This window comes from Streptomyces sp. N50, assembly GCF_033335955.1.
Lineage (GTDB): Bacteria > Actinomycetota > Actinomycetes > Streptomycetales > Streptomycetaceae > Streptomyces.
On the sequence record NZ_CP137549.1, the window covers coordinates 1444837 to 1465799 of the forward strand.

Annotated in this window: 19 protein-coding genes; 4 read left to right on the forward strand and 15 right to left on the reverse strand. The window is 68.6% G+C overall.

Annotated elements, in window-relative coordinates; genetic code table 11:
- Nucleotides 1-61: 61 nt before the first annotated feature.
- From R2B38_RS06085 to R2B38_RS06100, 4 genes are all read right to left on the reverse strand, one after another.
- Nucleotides 62-433: an FKBP-type peptidyl-prolyl cis-trans isomerase gene (locus R2B38_RS06085; RefSeq protein WP_033283738.1), complete on the reverse strand. Its 372-nt coding sequence runs from the start codon at nucleotides 431-433 to the stop codon at nucleotides 62-64.
- Nucleotides 434-527: 94 nt separating this feature from the next.
- Nucleotides 528-1541: an FKBP-type peptidyl-prolyl cis-trans isomerase gene (locus R2B38_RS06090; protein ID WP_318015299.1), complete on the reverse strand. Its 1014-nt coding sequence runs from the start codon at nucleotides 1539-1541 to the stop codon at nucleotides 528-530.
- A gap of 142 nt (nucleotides 1542-1683) precedes the next feature.
- Entirely contained in the window at nucleotides 1684-3045 is a 1362-nt protein-coding gene (gene pafA, locus R2B38_RS06095; RefSeq protein ID WP_318015300.1) for a Pup--protein ligase, read from the reverse strand.
- Between the two features lie 9 nt (nucleotides 3046-3054).
- Nucleotides 3055-4308 carry an MFS transporter gene (locus tag R2B38_RS06100; protein ID WP_318015301.1) on the reverse strand — a complete coding sequence of 418 codons (1254 nt, stop codon included), beginning with the start codon at nucleotides 4306-4308 and terminating at the stop codon, nucleotides 3055-3057.
- Nucleotides 4309-4442: 134 nt separating this feature from the next.
- Between R2B38_RS06100 and R2B38_RS06105 the strand changes: the two genes are divergently transcribed.
- Nucleotides 4443-5459 (forward strand): LacI family DNA-binding transcriptional regulator, encoded by a 1017-nt coding sequence (locus R2B38_RS06105; protein ID WP_318015302.1) that lies wholly within the window; start codon nucleotides 4443-4445, stop codon nucleotides 5457-5459.
- A 79-nt stretch (nucleotides 5460-5538) separates the two neighbouring features.
- Here R2B38_RS06105 and prcA read toward each other — a convergent pair whose 3' ends face one another.
- The 6 genes from prcA to arc all read right to left on the reverse strand — a co-directional run bounded on the left by prcA (nucleotide 5539) and on the right by arc (nucleotide 11659).
- A complete protein-coding gene (gene prcA, locus R2B38_RS06110) occupies nucleotides 5539-6285 on the reverse strand; it encodes a proteasome subunit alpha (protein WP_318015303.1) in 747 nt (248 codons plus the stop codon).
- Nucleotides 6286-6354: 69 nt separating this feature from the next.
- Nucleotides 6355-7200 (reverse strand): proteasome subunit beta, encoded by an 846-nt coding sequence (prcB, locus tag R2B38_RS06115; RefSeq protein WP_318015304.1) that lies wholly within the window; start codon nucleotides 7198-7200, stop codon nucleotides 6355-6357.
- On the reverse strand, nucleotides 7152-7757 hold the full coding sequence (locus R2B38_RS06120) for an endonuclease VII domain-containing protein (RefSeq protein ID WP_318015305.1): 606 nt from the start codon (nucleotides 7755-7757) through the stop codon (nucleotides 7152-7154). Before R2B38_RS06120 ends, prcB begins: the two co-directional genes overlap by 49 nt.
- Before the next feature lie 5 nt (nucleotides 7758-7762).
- On the reverse strand, nucleotides 7763-7981 hold the full coding sequence (locus R2B38_RS06125) for a ubiquitin-like protein Pup (protein WP_033283731.1): 219 nt from the start codon (nucleotides 7979-7981) through the stop codon (nucleotides 7763-7765).
- Between the two features lie 155 nt (nucleotides 7982-8136).
- Nucleotides 8137-9648, reverse strand: coding sequence for a depupylase/deamidase Dop (gene dop / locus R2B38_RS06130; RefSeq protein WP_174447560.1), 1512 nt, complete (start codon nucleotides 9646-9648; stop codon nucleotides 8137-8139).
- A gap of 244 nt (nucleotides 9649-9892) precedes the next feature.
- The gene (gene arc, locus R2B38_RS06135; protein ID WP_033283729.1) at nucleotides 9893-11659 is read right to left on the reverse strand and encodes a proteasome ATPase; all 1767 of its coding nucleotides are present in this window, start codon (nucleotides 11657-11659) and stop codon (nucleotides 9893-9895) included.
- A 386-nt stretch (nucleotides 11660-12045) separates the two neighbouring features.
- Between arc and R2B38_RS06140 the strand changes: the two genes are divergently transcribed.
- Nucleotides 12046-12351 carry a ferredoxin gene (locus tag R2B38_RS06140; RefSeq protein ID WP_033283728.1) on the forward strand — a complete coding sequence of 102 codons (306 nt, stop codon included), beginning with the start codon at nucleotides 12046-12048 and terminating at the stop codon, nucleotides 12349-12351.
- A 14-nt stretch (nucleotides 12352-12365) separates the two neighbouring features.
- Here R2B38_RS06140 and R2B38_RS06145 read toward each other — a convergent pair whose 3' ends face one another.
- From R2B38_RS06145 to R2B38_RS06155, 3 genes are all read right to left on the reverse strand, one after another.
- Nucleotides 12366-12947 carry a hypothetical protein gene (locus R2B38_RS06145; RefSeq protein ID WP_318015306.1) on the reverse strand — a complete coding sequence of 194 codons (582 nt, stop codon included), beginning with the start codon at nucleotides 12945-12947 and terminating at the stop codon, nucleotides 12366-12368.
- Nucleotides 12948-13195: 248 nt separating this feature from the next.
- The gene (locus R2B38_RS06150; RefSeq protein WP_033283726.1) at nucleotides 13196-14101 is read right to left on the reverse strand and encodes a tRNA (adenine-N1)-methyltransferase; all 906 of its coding nucleotides are present in this window, start codon (nucleotides 14099-14101) and stop codon (nucleotides 13196-13198) included.
- 50 nt (nucleotides 14102-14151) lie between these two features.
- Complete coding sequence (locus R2B38_RS06155; RefSeq protein WP_318015307.1) at nucleotides 14152-15945, reverse strand: site-2 protease family protein; 1794 nt, start codon at nucleotides 15943-15945, stop codon at nucleotides 14152-14154.
- 266 nt (nucleotides 15946-16211) lie between these two features.
- Between R2B38_RS06155 and R2B38_RS06160 the strand changes: the two genes are divergently transcribed.
- Nucleotides 16212-17150: a RecB family exonuclease gene (locus R2B38_RS06160; RefSeq protein WP_411978560.1), complete on the forward strand. Its 939-nt coding sequence runs from the start codon at nucleotides 16212-16214 to the stop codon at nucleotides 17148-17150.
- 190 nt (nucleotides 17151-17340) lie between these two features.
- Nucleotides 17341-18012, forward strand: coding sequence for a response regulator (locus tag R2B38_RS06165; protein ID WP_019066105.1), 672 nt, complete (start codon nucleotides 17341-17343; stop codon nucleotides 18010-18012).
- A 148-nt stretch (nucleotides 18013-18160) separates the two neighbouring features.
- On the opposite strand, the gene R2B38_RS06170 is transcribed toward R2B38_RS06165, so the two are convergent.
- Nucleotides 18161-19765 carry an ABC transporter substrate-binding protein gene (locus R2B38_RS06170; protein WP_318015309.1) on the reverse strand — a complete coding sequence of 535 codons (1605 nt, stop codon included), beginning with the start codon at nucleotides 19763-19765 and terminating at the stop codon, nucleotides 18161-18163.
- Between the two features lie 418 nt (nucleotides 19766-20183).
- Nucleotides 20184-20879, reverse strand: coding sequence for an HAD family phosphatase (locus tag R2B38_RS06175; protein ID WP_318015310.1), 696 nt, complete (start codon nucleotides 20877-20879; stop codon nucleotides 20184-20186).
- Between the last annotated feature and the right edge of the window lie 84 nt (nucleotides 20880-20963).

Below are 20963 nucleotides of genomic sequence, written 5' to 3' on the forward strand. Positions count from 1 at the left end.
CGAGGGCCCATGCCCTCACAGGCATGGGCCCCAGGTGATCGGGTCCGGTCGGAACCGGTGATCAGACGGCGATGAGGTCGACCACGAAGATCAGGGTCTCGCCCGGCTTGATCGCCGGGGTCGGGCTCTGGTTGCCGTAGGCGAGGTGCGCCGGGATGGTCAGCTGGCGGCGGCCGCCGACCTTCATGCCCTGCACGCCCTTGTCCCAGCCCTTGATGACACGGCCGCCACCGAGCGGGAACTTGAACGGGGTACCGCGGTTCCAGCTGGCGTCGAACTCCTCGCCGGTGCTGAAGGCAACGCCCACGTAGTGGACGGTGACGTTCTGGCCCGCCACCGCGATCTCGCCGTCACCCTCCCAGAGATCCTTGATCTCCAGGTCGGCCGGGGCTTCGCCCTCCGGGAAGTCGATCTCGGGCTTCTCGATGCTCACGTCTCTGGCTCCTGCTATGTGTACGACAAGACAACTCGGACAGTCTCGCATCCCGACCGGTGTCGCGCTCCGGCAAGGCCCATCCCCGCAGGGGTCACATGGCCGCCAGGATGTCCACGGAGAACACCAGGGTGTCGCCCTTCTTGATGGCGCCGCCGCTCGGCGGGGTGTCCCCGTAGGCCAGGTCCGCGGGCGCGACGATCATGATGCGGCTGCCGACCTTCTTGCCGGTGATGCCCTGGGCCAGGCCCTTGACGACCGACAGCATGTCCTTGAGCGCGAACTGGCTCAACCGCCCCTGGGAGTACGTCGATTCGAACTCCTTGCCGGTGCTCCAGACCACGCCCTTGAACTGGCAGAGGATCGACTGGTCCGCCTTGACGACGGCTCCGTCGCTCTCCAGGACGTAGTTCGACACCAGCTTCTTCGGCGGGTCCGCCTTGGGGATGGTGACCGAGGGGGCCTTGCCGTCGGTGTTCGTGCCGACCTTGGGCAGATCGGCGTCGGACTGCGCGACGGTCGTGCCCTTGGCGGAGCTCTTGGCGTTCAAGGCGTCCTGGATGTCGATCACGAAGACCAGCGTGTCGGTGCCCTTGATGCCCGCCTGGGGGCTGCCCGCCGTGCCGTATCCCCAGGTCGGCGGGATCGCCATCTCGACGCGGCTGCCGACCTTCCTGCCCGCGAGGCCGTAGCGCCAGCCGTCGATGATGCCGCCCTGGGCGAGCTGGATGACCAACGAGGTCTTGCGGTCGTAGGAGTTGTCGAAGACCTTCGCCGTCGACCAGATCTGGCCCAGGTAGTTGACCTTGACGAAGTCGCCTTCCGCCACGGCCTTGCCGCCGCCCGCGATCACCGTCTTCACCGCGAGGTTCTTCGACGGATCGCCACTGCCCTTGGCGACGGTCGGCTTCTCGTCGAACTTCGTGCCCGCGGTGATAGCGGGCAGCGGACCGTCGACGAGCTTCGGCGGCGGCGCGGTTGACGCCGAGGCGGACGGTGAGGGCGACGGCGACGCGCTGGCCTTGCTGGAGGAGGAATCGCTGTCACCGCACCCCGCGATCGTCACAAGTCCTGCGGGAACAGCGATAAGAACGGAGCGTCGGCGCACGGTGAAGGCCTCGTAATCGGTCGATCTTGTTGATGGCGTGCGCGCAACTCTACGGCGTGGCACGGGCCCCGTACGTGAAACGTACGGGGCCCGTGTGGCGTACCGAATATGTATCCGGACGTCGGTATCCGGATGTTTTTGCCTACATTCCGGCGATCAGTTTCTCCACCCGGTCGTCCACCGAACGGAACGGGTCCTTGCACAACACGGTGCGCTGGGCCTGGTCGTTGAGCTTGAGGTGGACCCAGTCGACGGTGAAGTCCCGCCGCTGTTCCTGAGCCCTGCGGATGAAGTCGCCGCGGAGCCTGGCCCGAGTGGTCTGCGGCGGAACGGACTTGCCCTCGAAGATCTTCAAGTCGTTGCAGATCCGGGCGGCTTGGCCCTTCCTCTCCAGGAGGTAGTAGAGCCCTCGGCGACGGTGGATGTCGTGGTAGGCGAGGTCGATCTGCGCCACTCGCGGGTGGGACATGGTCATGTTGTGCTTCGCCCGGTACCGCTCGATGAGCTGGTACTTCATTACCCAGTCGATCTCGGTGCCGATCCGGTCGAGGTCCTCGGCCTCGATCGAGTCCAGCACCCGGCCCCACAGTTCGAGGACCTGCGCGACGGTGCCGGTACGGATGCCGCGGCGGTCGACGAAGTCCACGGCCTTCTCGTAGTACTCGCGCTGCACCTCGATCGCGGAGGCCTCGCGGCCGCTGGCCAGACGCACCTTGCGCCGGCCCGTGATGTCGTGGCTGACCTCGCGGATCGCCCGGATCGGGTTCTCCAGGGTCAGGTCGCGCATCACCGTGCCCGCCTCGATCATGCGCAGCACCAGGTCGGTGGCGCCGACCTTGAGCAGCATGGTCGTCTCGGACATGTTCGAGTCGCCCACGATGACGTGGAGACGGCGGTAGCGCTCGGCGTCCGCGTGCGGTTCGTCCCGCGTGTTGATGATGGGCCGGGAACGCGTCGTCGCCGAGGAGACGCCCTCCCAGATGTGTTCGGCGCGCTGGCTGACGCAGTACACGGCGCCGCGCGGAGTCTGCAGCACCTTGCCCGCGCCGCACAGAAGCTGACGCGTGACCAGGAACGGGATGAGGATGTCCGCGAGCCGGGAGAACTCGCCGTGCCGTGCCACCAGGTAGTTCTCGTGGCAGCCGTACGAGTTGCCCGCCGAGTCGGTGTTGTTCTTGAAGAGGTAGACGTCGCCCGCGATTCCCTCCTCGTGCAGGCGTCGTTCGGCGTCCACCAGGAGTCCTTCGAGAATGCGCTCGCCGGCTTTGTCGTGGGTGACCAGTTCGGTCACGTTGTCACATTCGGGGGTCGCGTATTCCGGATGTGAGCCCACGTCGAGATAGAGCCGGGCGCCGTTTCGCAGAAAGACATTGCTGCTGCGGCCCCATGACACGACACGGCGGAAGAGGTACCGAGCCACTTCGTCGGGAGACAGACGCCGCTGTCCCCTGAACGTACACGTGACGCCGTACTCGTTCTCCAGCCCGAAAATGCGGCGGTCCATGACTGAACATTACGCCCGATCCCCTGTGCTGAAACGGGGTTCGACCGCTCGGTTTGGATCATTTTCCGATGAAGCCGCAACCACCGCACCCCCGCCGGGAGCTGCGAGGACCCGTCCGGTGGCCAGCAGGACCAGCAACGACACCGCCCCGGCGACCCCCGGCACGGCGAACCCCCACAGCGCGCCACCGGCCTGTACGACCGGCCCCGCGACGCCCGTTCCGACCGACGCCCCCACGGTGAACGTCGTCACAAGCCACGAGAAAGCCTCGGTGACCGTGCCCTTGGGCGCGTGCCGGTCGACGATGATGAAGGCGCAGGCGAGGGCGGGCGCGAGGAACACCCCGGCGAGCACGGTGAGCAGCACCATGGCGACCGCGCCCGGCATGAGCATCAACGGCAGGTAACACACCGCCAGCAGCCCCACCAGGACCCGCAGTCGCCGCTCCGGCACCCCGGTCCACTGCCGGGCCCCGTAGACGGTCCCACCGAGGAGCGCGCCCAGCCCGATCGCCGCCATCAGCCAGCCGTACACGACGTCACCGCCGTGCCCGTCGGCGTACGACACCGACGCGACGGTGATCGAGCCGAGCGCCATCCCGACGAACAGGAAGGCGCCGAGCAGCGCCAGGAGTCCCGGCGAGCGCAGGGCGCCCAGCCAGTGCGCCTCGCGCGGAGCCGAACGCCACGCGCGCGAGGGGGGCGACACGACTACGGAGAGGGCGCCCAGCACCCCGATGACGTTCAGCACGAGCAGCGCCACGGGGGCGGACCACAGCGACACGAACACGGTCACGAGCAACGGCCCCACGGTGAACATGACTTCCTGGGCGACCGCGTCCATGGCGTACGCCGTGTGCACCTGCTCCTCGCGCCGCAGCACGGCGGGCCACAGCGCCCGGAGACCGCCCTCCAGGGGCGGCGCGAAGAGACCGGCGGCGGCGACAGCTATGTAGGCGAGGGGCAGCGGATCGGTGCCCCCGAAGGCGAAGACGGTCATCGCGAGCGCCGACAGGACCGCGGCGGGCAACTGCACGCGCGGCTGTCCGTGGACGTCCACCAGGCGCCCCAGGAGGGGCTGTCCGACCGCGTTGGCGATGCCGTACACGGCCGCCAGAGCGCCCGCGAGGCTGTAGGTGCCGCCCTCCGCGCGGATGAACAGCACGATCGCGATCGCGGCGGTGGCGTTCGGCAACCGGCCCACCAGCGTGCCCACCAGCAGCCGGGTGGCGTGCCTCGCCCTGAGGATCTCCAGATATCCCACGGCCTCGAACCGCCCTCCCCCTCACCGTCACGCATGAGGTTTTACGTATAACGTCGTCTGTCATACGTACCATGTGCGCTGTTCACGCGTCCATACGGAGTCCCTACGGATCCTCACCAAGGAGCAGGCCGACCGTGGCACCAGCCAGCACCCGCCCCACGAGCCGCGACGTCGCGCAGGCCGCCGGCGTCTCCCAGGCCGCGGTCTCCCTGGTGCTCGGCGACAAGTGGCGCGGCCGGGTCTCCGCCACGACCGCCGAACGCGTCCGCGAGGCCGCCCGCGACCTGGGTTACCGCCCCAACCTCGCCGCCCGCAACCTCCGCCTCGGCCGCACCCGCACGGTCCTCCTCGTGGTCCCGGTGCTGACGACGGAGTTCTTCGCAGGCGTCTACACGGGCGCCGCCCGCGTCGCCGCCGAACACGGCTTCGGCGTCGTCCTCTACCCCTCGCCCGAGGGCATCGGCCCCGCCCGCGACCCCTTCGCCTCCGCCCAGGCCGCCCTGGACGGCGTGATCGCCTCCTCCATGGCCGCCGACGCCCTCACCACGATCCGCGGCGACCAGCTCCCCTTGGTCATGCTCGACAGCGACCCCGAGGGCAGCCTCGGTGCCGCCACCGTCAACCTCGACATCGCCGACGGCATCCGCCAGGTCGCCGACCACCTGCTGACCCTGGGCCACCGCCACTTCCTGCACCTCGCCGCCGACGTACCGTCCTGGACCTTCGAGGTACGCGCGCGTGAACTGGCCGCACGCGTCGGCTCCGTGACAGGCACTTCGGTACGGACGACCCGCGCCCCCATCTCCATCGAGGGCGCCCTGGCGGCGGCCGAGGCCGCGCTCGCGGCCCCGGGATCGCGAGTGACCGCCCTGGTCTGCGACGACGACAAACTCGCCGCCGGCGCCTACAAGGCCGCCCGCCGCCTGGGCCTGCGCATCCCCGACGACCTCTCGATCACCGGCCTCGACGACCTCGCCCTGGCCACCGCCATCGACCCGGAACTGACCACGGTCCGCCTCGACGCCGAACTCTTCGGCGAACACGGCATGCGCGCCCTCCTGGCCGTCCTGGACGGCCGCGTACCGGAGGAGGGGGACATCCCGGTGGAACTGGTCGTCCGAGGCTCCACGGCGCCACCAGGCGCCCCCTGAGGCCTCTGCGGCCCCCACAACGCCGTGCGCCCCGGCCGATGACCGGCCGGGGCGCACGAAAGGCTAAGCGAAGGTCGACTCACTCCTCGTCGTCGCTGTCGGACTCCTCCGACGACGTGTCCGCGTTCTCGCCCTCCAGCAGGCGGGACAGCTGACGGCCGACGATGCGCTTGAACTTGCGGGCCTGCGGACGCGTACGGTCCAGGACCGCGACCTCCAGGCGCTCGGCGGGGATCTCCCGCTCACTGCCGTTCGTGTCACGGGACAGGGACTGCACGGCCAGCTTGAGCGCCTCGGCGAGCGTCATGCCGTCACGGTGGCGCTGGTCCAGATAGGTGCTGATCGTCTCGGCGTTGCCACCGACCGCGACCGAGCCGTGCTCGTCCACGATCGAACCGTCGTGCGGCAGCCGGTAGATCTGATCGCCGTCCGGAGTGTCCCCGACCTCCGCGACGACCAGCTCCACCTCGTACGGCTTCTCGGCCGCACTGGAGAAGATCGTGCCGAGCGTCTGGGCGTAGACGTTGGCAAGACCGCGGGCGGTCACATCCGCACGGTCGTAGGTGTAACCGCGCATGTCGGCGTACCTGACGCCGCCGATCCGCAGGTTCTCGTACTCGTTGTATTTTCCGGCGGCCGCGAACCCGATCCGGTCGTAGATCTCGCTGAACTTGTGCAGCGCGCGGGACGGGTTCTCGCCGACGAAGACAATGCCGTCGGCGAACTGCAGCACGACCAGGCTGCGGCCACGGGCGATGCCCTTGCGGGCGTACTCCGCCCGGTCGGCCATGGCCTGCTGAGGTGAGACATAGAACGGCGTCGACACCGGTATCCGCCCCTCTCTTTAAAGTTCCGTCGATGTCAGTGGATCACCTTGATAAGAACGTGCCCTCGGTCAGAGCAGCGCGGCGCGCGGGCCGTCGGGCTGCTGCAGTCGCCGCTCCAGGATCGAGCGGGCGATCTCGGAGGACTCGTCGTCGGTGAGCCGGCGGAAGCCGTCCTCGGTGATCACGGTGACGATCGGGTAGATCCGGCGGGCGACATCGGGACCACCGGTCGCCGAGTCGTCGTCGGCCGCGTCGTAGAGCGCCTGGACCACGAGGGTCGTGGCCTCGGCCTCGGTCAGCTGGTCATGGAAGAGCTTCTTCATGGCGCCGCGAGCGAAGACCGAACCGGAGCCGGTGGCCGCGTAACCGAGCTCCTGGGAGCGGCCGCCCGTCACGTCGTAGGAGAAGATGCGGCCGATGCCGCGGTCCACGTCGAAACCGGCGAAGAGCGGGACCACGGCGAGGCCCTGCATGGCCATGCCGAGGTTGGAACGGATCATGGTGGACAGTCGGTTCGCCTTGCCCTCCAGGGAGAGTTGGGCGCCTTCGACCTTCTCGAAGTGCTCCAGCTCCAGCTGGAAGAGCTTGACCATCTCGACGGCGAGTCCGGCGGTGCCGGCGATGCCGACGGCCGAGTACTCGTCCGCGGGGAACACCTTCTCGATGTCCCGCTGCGCGATGACATTGCCCATGGTGGCCCGCCGGTCACCGGCGAGCACCACGCCACCGGGGAACGTCACGGCGACGATCGTCGTGCCGTGCGGTGCCTCGATGACGCCCTGCATGGGCGGCAGTTGCCGGTTGCCCGGGAGCATCTCCGGCTGATGGTCGGAGAGGAAGTCCATGAAGGACGACGACCCAGGCGTCAGGAAGGCAGCTGGTAGACGCCCGGGGCTACGAGTGTTGGCTTCCACGAGGATCCTTCCAAGTAGGCGGCAGCCCGACGAACAGCGTCGGGATCATCTCCCAACTTGCCGATGGCCGAATTGCAGTTGAAGCACAGTACGCCACGGACCCTACCCGTCTCGTGGCAGTGATCCACATGAACCGCAGGAGCTTTCAAACAGATCACGCAGAGCCCCATTTGAGAGGCGACCATCGCGTCACGCTCGGCTTCGGTGAGGCCGTACTGACGCTTCAAATGATCCTCGCGTCCCTTGATGGCCCTACAAGCCTTGCACCGGGTGGACAAGCCGTCCGATGCCGACGAGTTTCGGTGCCACTCACTGTGCGGCTTCACTTCCCCGCAGGCTCGGCACAGCTTGTGCCCTGCGGGGACATCCACCTTCTCGCGCACAGTCCTGCCGAGCGCTTCCCTGCGTTGTCGGTAGTACGCGGCAGAATATTCCGCCACGCACTCCCGACAACGCACCTGCAGTCCGTCACGCCGATTCCTATCGGCGGCGAACGAACCGAGCGGCAGCCCTCGCCCGCATCCCGTACACCGCTTCAATTCAAGCGGGTCCGACATGCCCGTTATTGCCCGCCCTTTTGCACAAATGACCGAACGAAGTCCTCGGCGTTCTCTTCGAGTACGTCGTCGATCTCATCCAGAACCGAGTCGACATCGTCGCTCAGCTTCTCGTGGCGCTCCTTGAGGTCGTCGGTCGCCTGTGCTTCTTCGACCTGCTCTTCGACCTCCTCCGTGGAGCGCGTCGCCTTCTGCTGTCCGCCGCCGGTGTCCTTGGTCGCCATAACCCTCACCCCGCTCGGTTCGACGTTCTTGATCAGACCCTACTTGCAGGGACTGACATCGGCCCCGCAGTTCCTACAACGTACGGCGGCCACCTCGATGATTCCCGGCCACCGGACATTCCACCCTGTCCGGCGCCCCGGATCCGAGGGTCCTGTCAGCCGCCCGACAGGACCCTGACCAGGTCTTCCGCGGTTCGGCAGCGGTCAAGGAGCTCCTTGACGTGATTACGCGTTCCGCGAAGCGGTTCGAGGGTTGGGACCCGCTGGAGCGAGTCCCGGCCCGGGAGGTCGAAGATCACGGAGTCCCAGGAGGCCGCCGCGACGTCGTCGGCGTACTGCTCCAGACAGCGTCCGCGGAAGTACGCGCGCGTGTCCTCCGGAGGCGTCGTACGCGCCCGCTCGACCGTGTCCTCGTCCAGCAGGCGCTTGATGCGCCCGCGGGCCACCAGGCGGTTGTAGAGACCCTTCTCGGCCCGTACGTCCGCGTACTGGAGGTCGACGAGCTGAAGGCGGGCCGCGTCCCAGTCCAGGCCGTCGCGGCGTCGGTAGCCCTCCATGAGCTCCCGCTTGGCGACCCAGTCCAGTTCGCCGGCCAGGCTCATCGGGTCGTTCTCCAGGCGGTTGAGCGTGTCCTCCCAGCGGGCCAGGACGTCCTTGGTCTGGTCGTCCGCGTCGGAGCCGTAGCGCTCCTCGACGTATTTGCGGGAGAGCTCGAAGTACTCCATCTGGAGCTGGACCGCGGTGAGGGTCCGGCCGCTGCGGAGGGTGACCAGGCGCTTGAGGGTCGGGTCGTGGGAGACCTGGTGGAGGGTGCGGACGGGCTGGTCCACGGCCAGGTCGACGGCGATGAAGCCGTCCTCGATCATGGAGAGGACCAGCGCTGTCGTGCCCAGTTTGAGGTAGGTCGAGATCTCGGAGAGGTTCGCGTCGCCGATGATCACGTGCAGGCGGCGGTACTTCTCGGCGTCCGCGTGCGGTTCGTCGCGGGTGTTGATGATCGGGCGCTTGAGGGTGGTCTCCAGGCCGACCTCGACCTCGAAGTAGTCGGCGCGCTGGCTGAGCTGGAAGCCGTGCTCGTGCCCGTCCTGGCCGATGCCGACGCGGCCCGCTCCGGTGACGACCTGTCGGGAGACGAAGAAGGGCGTCAGGTGGCGCACGATGTCCGAGAAGGGGGTCTCCCGCTTCATCAGGTAGTTCTCGTGCGTGCCGTACGAGGCGCCCTTGTTGTCGGTGTTGTTCTTGTAGAGGTGGATCGGCTGGGCGCCCGGGAGTTGGGCGGCTCGCTCCGCCGCTTCCGCCATGATGCGCTCGCCGGCCTTGTCCCACAGGACGGCGTCCATGGGGTTGGTGACTTCCGGGGAGCTGTACTCCGGGTGTGCGTGGTCGACGTAGAGCCGTGCGCCGTTGGTGAGGATGACATTGGCGAGGCCGATGTCCTCGTCGGTGAGCTGGCTGGAGTCGGCGGCCTCCCGGGCGAGGTCGAAGCCTCGCGCGTCCCGCAGCGGATTCTCCTCCTCGAAGTCCCAGCGGGCCCGCCGGGCCCGGTGCATCGCCGCCGCGTAGGCGTTGACGATCTGGGACGAGGTGAGCATGGCATTGGCGTTGGGGTGGCCGGGGACGGAGATCCCGTACTCCGTCTCGATGCCCATTACTCGCCGTACGGTCATGCGGCCCTCCTTGCCCGGCGGCGCCCTCGGTCGGGGACGCTGCTCAAGTACCGCTGGCGCTCCGGTGCGTGTGCGGTGCCCGTCCCCGCACTGCGCGACTCGGCGGTACCGAAGAGCCTAGAACGGCTTTGCGCTGGTGGGGAGATCATTTGCGTCATTGCCTCGCGCGCCCCTTGTTCGGTCATGGCCTGAAAAACAGTCGGCTGCGGGTACCCGCTTAGGGCACCCGCAGCCGCCCTGCTTTCTACAGGTACTGACCGGTGTTCGCCACCGTGTCGATGGAGCGTCCGGTGTCGGCGCCCTGCTTGCCGGTGATGAGCGTACGGATGTACACGATCCGCTCGCCCTTCTTTCCGGAGATCCGGGCCCAGTCGTCCGGGTTGGTGGTGTTGGGCAGGTCCTCGTTCTCCTTGAACTCGTCCACGCACGCCTGGAGGAGGTGCGAGACGCGGATGCCCTTCTGCTTGTGGTCGAGGAAGTCCTTGATGGCCATCTTCTTGGCCCGGCCCACGATGTTCTCGATCATGGCGCCGGAGTTGAAGTCCTTGAAGTAGAGGACTTCCTTGTCACCGTTGGCGTAGGTGACCTCCAGGAAGCGGTTCTCCTCGGATTCCGTGTACATGTGCTCCACGGCCGTCTGGATCATGCTCTGGACGGTGGTGGTCTTGTCGCCGCTGTGCTCTCCGACGTCGTCGGGGTGGAGCGGGAGGCGTTCGGTGAGGTACTTGGCGAAGATGTCCTTGGCGGCCTCGGCGTCGGGACGCTCGATCTTGATCTTCACGTCCAGGCGGCCGGGGCGCAGGATGGCGGGGTCGATCATGTCCTCGCGGTTCGAGGCGCCGATGACGACCACGTTCTGCAGGCCTTCCACGCCGTCGATCTCGGCGAGCAGCTGGGGGACGATGGTGTTCTCCACGTCCGAGCTGACACCGGAACCACGGGTGCGGAAGAGGGACTCCATCTCGTCGAAGAAGACGATGACGGGGGTGCCCTCGCTGGCCTTCTCACGAGCGCGCTGGAAGACCAGGCGGATCTGCCGCTCGGTCTCACCGACGTACTTGTTGAGGAGCTCGGGGCCCTTGATGTTGAGGAAGAAGCTCTTGCCGGTGGCCTGGCCGGTGACCTCGGCGACCTTTTTGGCCAGCGAGTTGGCGACGGCCTTGGCGATGAGCGTCTTGCCGCATCCCGGGGGCCCGTACAGCAGGACGCCCTTGGGCGGCCGCAGTTCGTGCTCCTTGAAGAGGTCGGGGTAGAGGTACGGCAGTTCGACCGCGTCGCGGATCATCTCGATCTGGCCGCCCAGACCGCCGATCTGCTCGTAGCCGATGTCGGGGACCTCTTCGAGGACGAGTTCCTCGACCTCGCTCTTCGGGACGATCTCGTAGACGTAGCCGGAACGGGGTTCGAGCAGCAGGGCGTCGCCGGGGCGGATGGTGATGTCCAGCAGCGGCTCGGCGAGCCGCACCACCCGCTCCTCGTCGGTGTGCCCCACCACGAGGGCGCGTTCGCCGTCCTCGAGGATCTCCTTGAGGGTGACGATGTCGCCGACGCGCTCGTACTCCATGGCCTCGACCACGTTGAGCGCTTCGTTGAGCATTACTTCCTGGCCGCGGCGGAGCTCTTCGAGTTCCACGCTTGGGCTGACGTTCACCCGCAGTTTGCGACCGCCGGTGAAGATGTCCGCTGTGCCGTCCTCGTTGGCCACGAGGAAGACACCGAAGCCGGCCGGCGGCTGTGCGAGCCGGTCGACTTCTTCCTTGAGGGCCACGATCTGGTCGCGGGCCTCACGGAGCGTGTTGGCGAGTCGCTCGTTCTGGGCGGACACCCCGGCCAGATTGGTCTGCAGCTCGACGATCCGCTCTTCGAGAATCCTCGTGTGTCGCGGAGAGTCGGCGAGCTTACGTCGCAGGACGGCGATCTCCTGCTCAAGGTAGGCAATCTGCCCGGACGGGTCGTCGGACCCTCGTCCCGGGCGGATGCCGCGGTTCATGTCGTCGTCGTGGGCTGCCACGGTCCTCACCTCCTCCAAGGGGAGCTGGACGCTTCCAGACCCTACCTGGGTGGGTGTCGATTGAAACCCCTAGATCACAAAGACTGTCAAGGTGTGTCGTCGGTCACCCTGCGCTCTCCCTCACGCCGTGTGGATACCCACTCAACGTGATTCAGAAGCGGACTGTTCCAAGGCCGGGTTGGTCAAAACCCTTCACGGTGGACGTGAGTTGCCGTGCGGGCGGGTTCTTCACCCGACGGAAACCGGCCAAGGCGCCCCTGACTGAGAGTGTCCATGCGGACAGTGTCCGTCATGCGGGGGCGTAAAACCTGAGATCGCGGAGAAAGGTCGTTCGGGCGGGCGGAGGTAGGGTCGACGATGTCCAACACCCGGCGGAAACAGGAGACATCACCGTGCAGGACGAGGCCGCGGCCGACGGCGAGGCGCTGGAGGTCTGGATCGACCAGGACCTCTGTACCGGCGACGGGATCTGCGTCCAGTACGCCCCCGAGGTCTTCGAGCTGGACATCGACGGCCTGGCCTATGTGAAGAGCCCGGATGACGAGCTGCTGCAGGACAAGGGCGCCACCACGCGCGTACCGCTGCCGTTGTTGGTCGATGTCGTGGACTCCGCCAAGGAGTGCCCCGGTGACTGCATCCATGTGCGCCGGGTCGCGGACCGGGTCGAGGTGTACGGGCCCGACGCGGCCTGAGATTCAGCCCGCGGTCAGACGTTCTGGGCGTTGCCAGGAGTGGAGCGGACGAACGAGCCGTTCTGCCACTGCCACTTGGCGGTCTCCTTGACGTCGGGGCAGCAACTGGGCACGTCCGCCGTCGAGTAGCCGAGCAGTGTCGCGAGCACCGCGCCGTCGCGTAGGGCGAAGTCGGTGACGGTCTCGCGGGCCTTCGGGGCGACCAGGGTGGCGACGACGCGCGGCTTGGCGGCGCCCGCTCCCTGGGTGAGGACGTAGACGCCGTCGGGCGGGGTGCCCATGCCCGCGTCGCAGTGCACCACGGCGACCGTCTCCGGCCTGCCGTCACCGTCGAGGTCCCCCGATGCCTTCTTCTGTACGACGGCCTTCACGGGGCCGCAGTCGAGCGGGAAGGCGACTCCGGTGGTCGCGGGGGCCGAGGCGGCGGGCGCGGACTTGGTCTGCGGGCCGGCGGCCTGGGCGGCGTGCGCGGAGTCGGGCTGCATGCCCGAGGAAAGGGCCACGACACCGGCGAGAGCCGTGGCGGTGGCGACCCAGTGGATGGGGCGGGTGGTGGTGTGTGCCAGTTCCAGTTCCGGGACGGCGGAGTGCTGCACTAGGAGTGTCTCCTGTGAGGGCTGTGCCGGTGGGGGTGGCCTGCATGCTGCCACACGGCACGGTGCGGGGGAACGGCGGGGTCGACAGTTCGTTCGCCCGGTCGCACGGGAGGGTTCGGCGGCAATCGGTTCTTCAGGAGTCGGTGCGTCAGAAGAAAGACGCCGTGGCCGGGTTCCGGAGGATTTCCGGGAACTCGGCCACGGCGTTCGTGCGTTGAGCGCGGCACAGGGCCGCCCTTGCGTGCGGCTCAGCGGCCGGCGGCGCCACCGGCCGCGTTGGGGCCGTCGTAGTCGTCGCCGTAGGCGCCCTTGGCGGGGCGGCGGCGGCGCATGGGGGGCTCGACGCCGTCCGCGAGGCGGCGGGCGGTGAGGAGGAAGCCGGTGTGGCCGATCATCCTGTGGTCGGGGCGGACGGCCAGGCCCTCGACGTGCCAGTTGCGGAGCATCGTCTCCCAGGCGGTCGGCTCGTTGAAGGAGCCGATCTCGCGGATGGACTCGACGGTCCGCGCGAGCTGGGTGGTGGTCGCGACGTAGCAGCAGAGGATGCCGCCGGGCACGAGCGCCTTGGAGACGGCCTCCAGGCACTCCCAGGGGGCGAGCATGTCGAGGATGACACGGTCGACGTCCAGGTCGGACAGGTTGTCCTGGAGGTCGCCGACGGTGAGCTGCCAGGCGGGGTGCGGGCCGCCGAAGTAGCGCTCCACGTTCTGCTGGGCGATCTCGGCGAAGTCCTCGCGGCGCTCGTAGGAGTGCAGCATGCCCTGGTCGCCGATGGCGCGCAGCAGGAAGCTGCTGAGCGAGCCGGAGCCGACGCCCGCTTCCACGACGCGTGCGCCGGGGAAGATGTCGGCGAAGGCCAGGATCTGCCCCGCGTCCTTGGGGTAGACCACGGCGGCGCCGCGGGGCATGGACAGGACGTAGTCGGGGAGCAGGGGGCGCAGCGCGAGGTAGGCGACGTTGCCGGTGGTGCGGACAACGCTGCCCTCGGGAGCACCGATCAGTTCGTCGTGCGGGAAGGAACCCTTGTGGGTGTGGAAATTCTTCCCGGCTTCGAGCGTGAACGTGTAGTGGCGGCCCTTGGGGTCGGTCAGCTGAACCTGGTCCCCGACCTTGAAGGGCCCGCGCCTGCGGGCGGCACCGGTCGGTTCGGACATGTGACCAGCCTACCGGCGTTTGCGGGGGCCGCCGACCACGCGCGCGTGCGTCAGTTGGGGCGTGCCATGGCCTTCACGAACGCCCGCTCGACATCGGCGGCGGACAGGACGCCGTAGATCTCGCCGGTCTCCTCGACGACGAGGTACTCGGTGGCGGGGGTGGCGCGCAGGGCGTCCAGGAGGTCCTCCCCCGCGAGTTCCGCGGAGACGCGCATGCCGTCGGTGAGGTCCTGGGCGAGGCCGCTGACGGTGACCCAGGGGCGGCGGTGTTCGGGGACGCCGACGATGGCGGCCTCGCGGACGAGGGAGAGGGGCTGGCCGTCGGCGTCGACGACGACCAGGGCGCGGGCGCCGGCGGCGTTGGCACGGCGCAGGGCCTCGGAGAGCGGGGTGGTGGTCTCGACGGGGACCGCGCGGCGGGTGAGGTTGCGGGCGCGGAGCTCCGGGAGGTGTTCGCGAAGGCGGGCCATACGGAGGCTGTTGCCCGCGCCGGTCCAGATGATCGCGGCGAGGATCGCGGCGAGCAGGGCGTCCGTGACGGTGTCCATGCCGCTGATGTCCTCGGTGTTGGTGCCGAGGGCGCCGGTCTGGGTGAGCAGCGGGAGGCCGATCAGCACGGAGACGGCGAGGGCGCGGCCGACCCAGGCGGCGGCGAGGGTGCCGCTCATGGGTCTGCCGGTGATCTTCCAGACGACGGCGCGGAGCATGCGGCCGCCGTCGAGGGGCAGGCCGGGCAGGAGGTTGAAGGCGGCCACGATGAGGTTGGAGACCATCAGGCCGGCCAGCAGGACGCCGGGGACGGTGCCGGGTTCGGTGGGCAGCATGGCCAGGTAGAAGATGCCCGAGAGGATCAGCGAGAGCAGCGGGCCGACGAAGGCCAGCACGAACTCCCTGCCGGGGGTCTCGGCCTCCTTCTCGATCTCGGAGACTCCCCCGAAGAACTGCAACTGGATGCGGCGGACCGGGAGTTTGAAGCGGAGCGCGGCGACGGTGTGGGCGAGTTCGTGCACCAGGACCGAGCCGTAGAAGGCGACGGCGAAGAAGAGGGCCACGAGGTAGCGGGCTGCGCCGAGTTCGGGCAGCACGCGGTCGAGCTGCCCGCCGAACACCCAGGTGATGAGCGCGGCGACGAGGAACCAGCTGGGCGCGACGTACACGGGCACACCGAAGGGCCGCCCCATCAGCAGTCCGCCACCGGGCTCCTTGGGGCGCTGTGGGGGGCGTCCCTTGGCGATACGGGGGTCTGCGTGGGGTTGGGCGTTGGGGTCGGTGTGGGCGTAGGGGAGGTTCGGGTGGCTGGGGTGGTTGGAGGTGCCGTCGTGGTCGCTGCCCGTGGGCGCGCTGTCACGTTTCGGCTCACCGTTCAGGTGCGCGGGAGCCGGGGCGGGCGACGTGCCGGTCGCCTCGGGCGTCGTGCGGTGGTGCGTGGCGGGGTCGGAGGAACCTGCGGGCGTCTCCGTCTCGGGGGCGCCGTTCGCGGCGGAGACAGACGCCGATCCCTGCTCCGTACGGTCCTCCGCGGCAGGCCCGGACGAGGTGCCCGGCTCCAAGTCGCCGTCACCCGTGGTGTGTTCGAGCGACGTGGCCGCCTCCTCGCGGTCTCCGGACGGCGTACCCGTGTCCCCGTGCTCCGCGGACGACGTGCTCGCGTCCATGCCCTCTCCGGACGGCGCACTCCCCTCCCCGCGCGCCTGCATGGAGGTCTCGGGCTTCTGGTCGGTGGAGTCGTCGGGTTTCGGTTCGGGGGTGCCGGGGGCGGTGGCCGGGGTGGTGGCACCCGGGGCGTGTTCGGTCGGCTCGTTGGTGCCGGACCGCGGCTGCCCGTTCCCGCCGCTCTCGTCCACGGTGTCCCCTCGTTCGAAGCATCCTCCGCGCCAGCCGGGGCGGAGGGGTCTCGGGTCGATGGTATGCGGCGGTCGCGACGCGTTCCGCCCCGGCACCCCCCGCGTTTCCCCGGCCGACGCGGGCTCGTCGGCCGGGATCGGGTCACTGTCAGTGGCGGGCCGTAAGGTCTGTGGGCATGGAGACCAGTGCGGAGGGCGTCGCGGGGACAGCCGGCGACGAGGGCGCGGCGGCTGAGCCGACCGCGGCGGTGACGGTGGAGACGGGGATGGTGGAGACGGGGACCGTGGACGTGGTCGAGCGCGTCGCCATAGCGCCTGCCTCGCTGTCGCCCTCGCGTGCCAGTGACTTCATGCAGTGCCCGTTGCTGTACCGGTTCCGGGTGATCGACCGGCTCCCGCAGAAGCCCAGCGAGGCGGCGACCAGGGGGACGCTGGTGCACTCGGTGCTGGAGCGGCTCTTCGACGCGCCGGCGGCCGAGCGGACGGCGCCGCGGGCCAAGTCGCTGATCCCCGGGCAGTGGGACCGGCTGCGGGAGTCCCGGCCGGAGGTCGTGGAGCTGTTCGCCGACGATCCGGAGGGCGAGCGGCTGGCGCGCTGGCTCGGGGAGGCGGAGCAGCTGGTCGAGCGGTGGTTCTCCCTGGAGGATCCGACACGGCTGGAGCCCGCCGAGCGGGAGATGTTCGTCGAGGCCGAGCTGGATTCGGGGCTGAAGCTGCGCGGGATCATCGACCGGGTCGACGTGGCGCCGACGGGCGATGTGCGGATCGTCGACTACAAGACGGGCAAGGCACCCCGGCCCGAGTATGCCGAGGGTGCGCTGTTCCAGATGAAGTTCTACGCCCTGGTGGTCTGGCGGCTGAAGCAGGTCGTCCCGCGCCGGCTCCAGCTGGTGTATCTGGGCAGCGGGGACGTGGTGACGTACGACCCCGTCGTCGCCGACCTGGAGCGGGTGGAGCGCAAGTTGCTCGCCCTGTGGGAGGCGATCCGGCTGGCCACGGAGACGGGCGACTGGCGCCCGCGCCCGACCAAGCTGTGCGGCTGGTGCGACCACCAGGAGGTGTGCCCGGAGTTCGGCGGCACTCCCCCGCCGTATCCGTTGCCGGTGCGGAGGGCCGACGGGGGTGTCGAGGCGGCGGGCGGTGTTTCCGCCGAAGCCGCCTCGGGTCCGGAGGCTGGGGACGGTCTCTCCGTAAAGGGGTCCTAGGCGACGGGCCGGTCTTCCGCCGAGAGTCGCCTACGGCGCCCTCGCCACAAGCCCGGACACAGCGACCGGACACAGCGAACCGCGTTCCAACACCCGCTTTCGCCAAGACCCGACAACGGCCCCCAAGGCCGGTCGAGTCGCCCGGCGTCGCGCAGGGCAGAATGGGCCCGGGCTAGCGAAGGAGATTCACGTGGCCATCCGCGTCCTACTGGTTGATGACCAGCCGCTGCTGCGAACCGGGTTCCGGATGATTCTGGAGGCGGAGCAGGATCTCGCGGTCGTCGGGGAGGCCGGTGACGGTCTGCAGGCGCTCGACCAGGTGCGGGCTCTGCAGCCCGATGTGGTGCTGATGGACATCCGTATGCCGCGGATGGACGGAGTCGAGGCGACCCGGCAGATCACCGGTCCCGGTCGGGACGGTCCGGCGAAGGTGCTGGTGCTGACCACCTTCGATCTCGACGAGTACGTCGTGGAGGCGTTGCGGGCCGGTGCCAGCGGCTTCCTGCTCAAGGACGCGCCGGCCAACGAACTGGTGCAGGCGATCCGTGTGGTGGCCGCCGGTGAGGCCATGCTCGCGCCCAGCATCACGCGGCGGCTGCTCGACAAGTACGCCGGGCACCTGCCGTCCGGTGACGAGCCCGTCCCGGACGCTCTGCACACGTTGACCGAGCGCGAGGTCGAGGTGCTGAAGCTGGTGGCGCGCGGGCTGTCGAACGCGGAGATCGCCGCCGACCTGTTCGTCAGCGAGACCACCGTCAAGACGCATGTGGGGCACGTCCTCACCAAGCTGGGCCTGCGCGACCGGGTCCAGGCCGCGGTGTACGCGTACGAGAGCGGGCTGGTGCGCCCCGGCGCGCAGTAGGCACCGGTTACGTACGAGAGAGGGCGCCCCTTCCTGACAGGGGCGCCCTCTTCGTGCCTGCGGGCCAACAGGCCAATGGCCGGTCCCGCCGCGTTCGGCGGGACCGGCCACTGGGTGATGAGCTTGTTCAGCGTGCGCGAGTGCGCGGTCAGTTGCCCACGCCTCGGCCCAGCTCCCAGAGCTGGAGGGTCGAGGAGGAGTTGAGCGCGTACGCGGTGCCCGTGACGTCGTCGCGGGCGGCGACGTACTGCTTGCCCTGCCACAGCGGGATCAGCGGGACGTCGGTGGCGACGATGTCCTGGATGGCCGTGAGGCTCTTGGAGGCGGCGAGCCGGTCGGCCTCGCGGCGGGACTCCGGGATCAGGGTGCTACGGATCTTGGTGCTGACGTACGGCGAGCCGAGGGTGTTGTCCTTGTCGAGGAACGGCGCGAGGTAGTTGTCGGCGTCGGGGAAGTCGGGGAACCAGCCCATCCCGTAGACGTCGTACTTGCCCTTCTGCTCGGCCGGGCGGAACGTCGCCCACGGGGTGCCCTTGATGCTGACGTCGAACAGGCCGCTGGCGTTGAGCTGCTTCTGGAGCTGCTCGAACTCTTCCTTGGTGGCCGGACCGTAGTGGTCGGTCGTGTAGTTCAGGGTCAGCTTCACCGGAGTGGTGATGTTGGCCTGCTCCATCATCGTCTTGGCCTTGGAGACGCTCGGGTCGCCGTACTTGTTGAAGAACGAGTTCGAGTGGCCCGTGATGGTCGCCGGGACCATGGAGTAGAGCGGCTCGGCCTCGGTGCCGTAGACCTTGGAGACGAGTTCGCCGCGGTCGATGATCTGGGCCATCGCCTCGCGTACGGCCTTCGTCTTCACGGTCGGGGCGTTGGTGTTGAAGCCCAGGTAGCGGATTTCGAGGCCGGGCATCTCGACGAGGTCGACGTCGCCGTCCGTGTCGTCGCTGAGCTTCTGGATCTGCTCCGGCGACATGGTGCGCGTCATGACGTCGATGTCGCCCTTGCTGATCGCGGCGCCCATGGCGTCGGCGTCGGCGAAGGAACGCATCTCGACCTTGCTGTTGTTCACCTTCAAGGCACCCTTGTAATTGGGGTTCTTGGTGAACGTGGCCGTGGTGATCGCGTCGTCCTTCGTGGACGCCGAGAGGGTGTACGGGCCGGAACCGTCGATGTCGAAGCCGTCGCGCAGCTTGTCCTTCTGGTAGTCGTCCGGATTCACGATGCCGGCGACGGGAGTGGACAGCTTGTACGGGAACGTGGCGTCGGCCGTCTTCAGATGGAAGATGACCTCGCGGTCGCCCTGGGTCTCGATGGTGTCGACGGTCGACAGCAGGGCGAACACACCGCTGTCGGCCTTGATGCGCATCGCGCGGTCGATGGAGTACTTCACATCTTCCGCGGTGATCTTGTCGCCGTTGGCGAACTTCAGACCCTCGCGCAGGGTGCAGGCGTAGCGCTCGTTGCCGGTGTCGGTGAAGCCGCACTTCTCGGCGGCCTCGGGGACCGGGTCGCCCTCGCCCTTGGGCTGGATCATCAGGGTCTGCACGGTCTGGCGCAGGATGTTCCAGGTGCCGACGTCGTAGGCGTAGGCGGGGTCGAGCGGCGCCGGAGCGTCCTTCGTCGCCTCGAACCGGTCCGTGGTGCCGACGACTATCGCATCGTCGCTGGAACTCCCGCTGCCGGAGCCGCCACACGCGGCGAGCACCGGCGCGAGCAGGCCGACGACGGCCGGCAGCACCAAAGTCTTGCGGTTCATGCTCGAGTTTCTCCAGAGCTGTTCGAGTCCGTGTACCCGGCATGCATGGGGTGGTGATGCCGATCACGGGGATAAGGGCGATGTTCTCGCGTTGAGATTAGTCCGGACCCGCACGGGGGTTCACGGCCACCGTAGTTGAGTTCCCATCACGCAGCGGAACCGGCTGTGGACAGACCGAAAACCCGCCGAGGGAAGGATTAGTGCAGGCTTTCACCAATCGGGACACAAGGGTGCGTGATCGGCCTCAGAAATGGGGTGAACAGCACAGGGCGACGACGATGTCGACCCTCCGGCACGTGGGGAACCTCACATGCCTCAACTCGGTTGGAGTGCAACGGAATTCGACCGGCCGATCAAGCTCGAATTCCATTCCCATTGAACTTTGCACTCTCGGTGAACGGCTGGCGCATTTCCGTCATCAGCCGGCCATCAGTCCGCGCAGAAATGCCAGGTCGACGACTTCCAGGGAGGTCACGACGGTACGCCGGGCGGCCGGGGCGATCGGCGCCACCGACGGCACGGCCACCACCAGGCAGCCCGCGGCCTCCGCCGCCGCGACACCCGTCGCGGTGTCTTCCACGACGGCGCAGCGGGCCGGGTCGACGCCGAGGCCGGCGGCGGCAAGCAGATACGGGTCGGGGTACGGCTTGGTGCGCGTGACCTCGTCGCCGGCGACCGTCAGCGCGAAGTGCTGGGGGCCGAGCGCGGTCAGGACGCGGTCGATGATGCGCCGGTGCGAGGCGGAGACCAGGGCTGTGGGGATCTCGTACTCCGCCAGCTCGGCCAGGAGTCTGGCGGCGCCCGGCATCAGCGGCAGGCTGCGCCCGATGCGGTCCTCGAAGCCCGCGTTGAGCAGGACGGACAGCTCGGCGAGGGTGATGTCGGCGCCGGTGGCCTCGATCAGGAAGCCGGCGCTGCGGGTCATGGGGCCGCCGACCACGACATGGCGCCAGGAGTCGTCGAGGGTGTGTCCGAGGGCCGCGAAGACCTCGACCTCGACCTCCCACCAGAAGCCCTCGGTGTCCACCAGGGTTCCGTCCATGTCGAGGAGTACGGCCTGGAGTGCTGAGCCTTCGGCCGTACGGGTTCCGAGCGCGGGGACCGTGCTGGTCATCCTGGCGCACCTCCTTGAGGGACGATCAGGCCGGCCACCCTTGATACCAACAAGGGCGACCGGCCTGCGGTGGACCGACCAGTG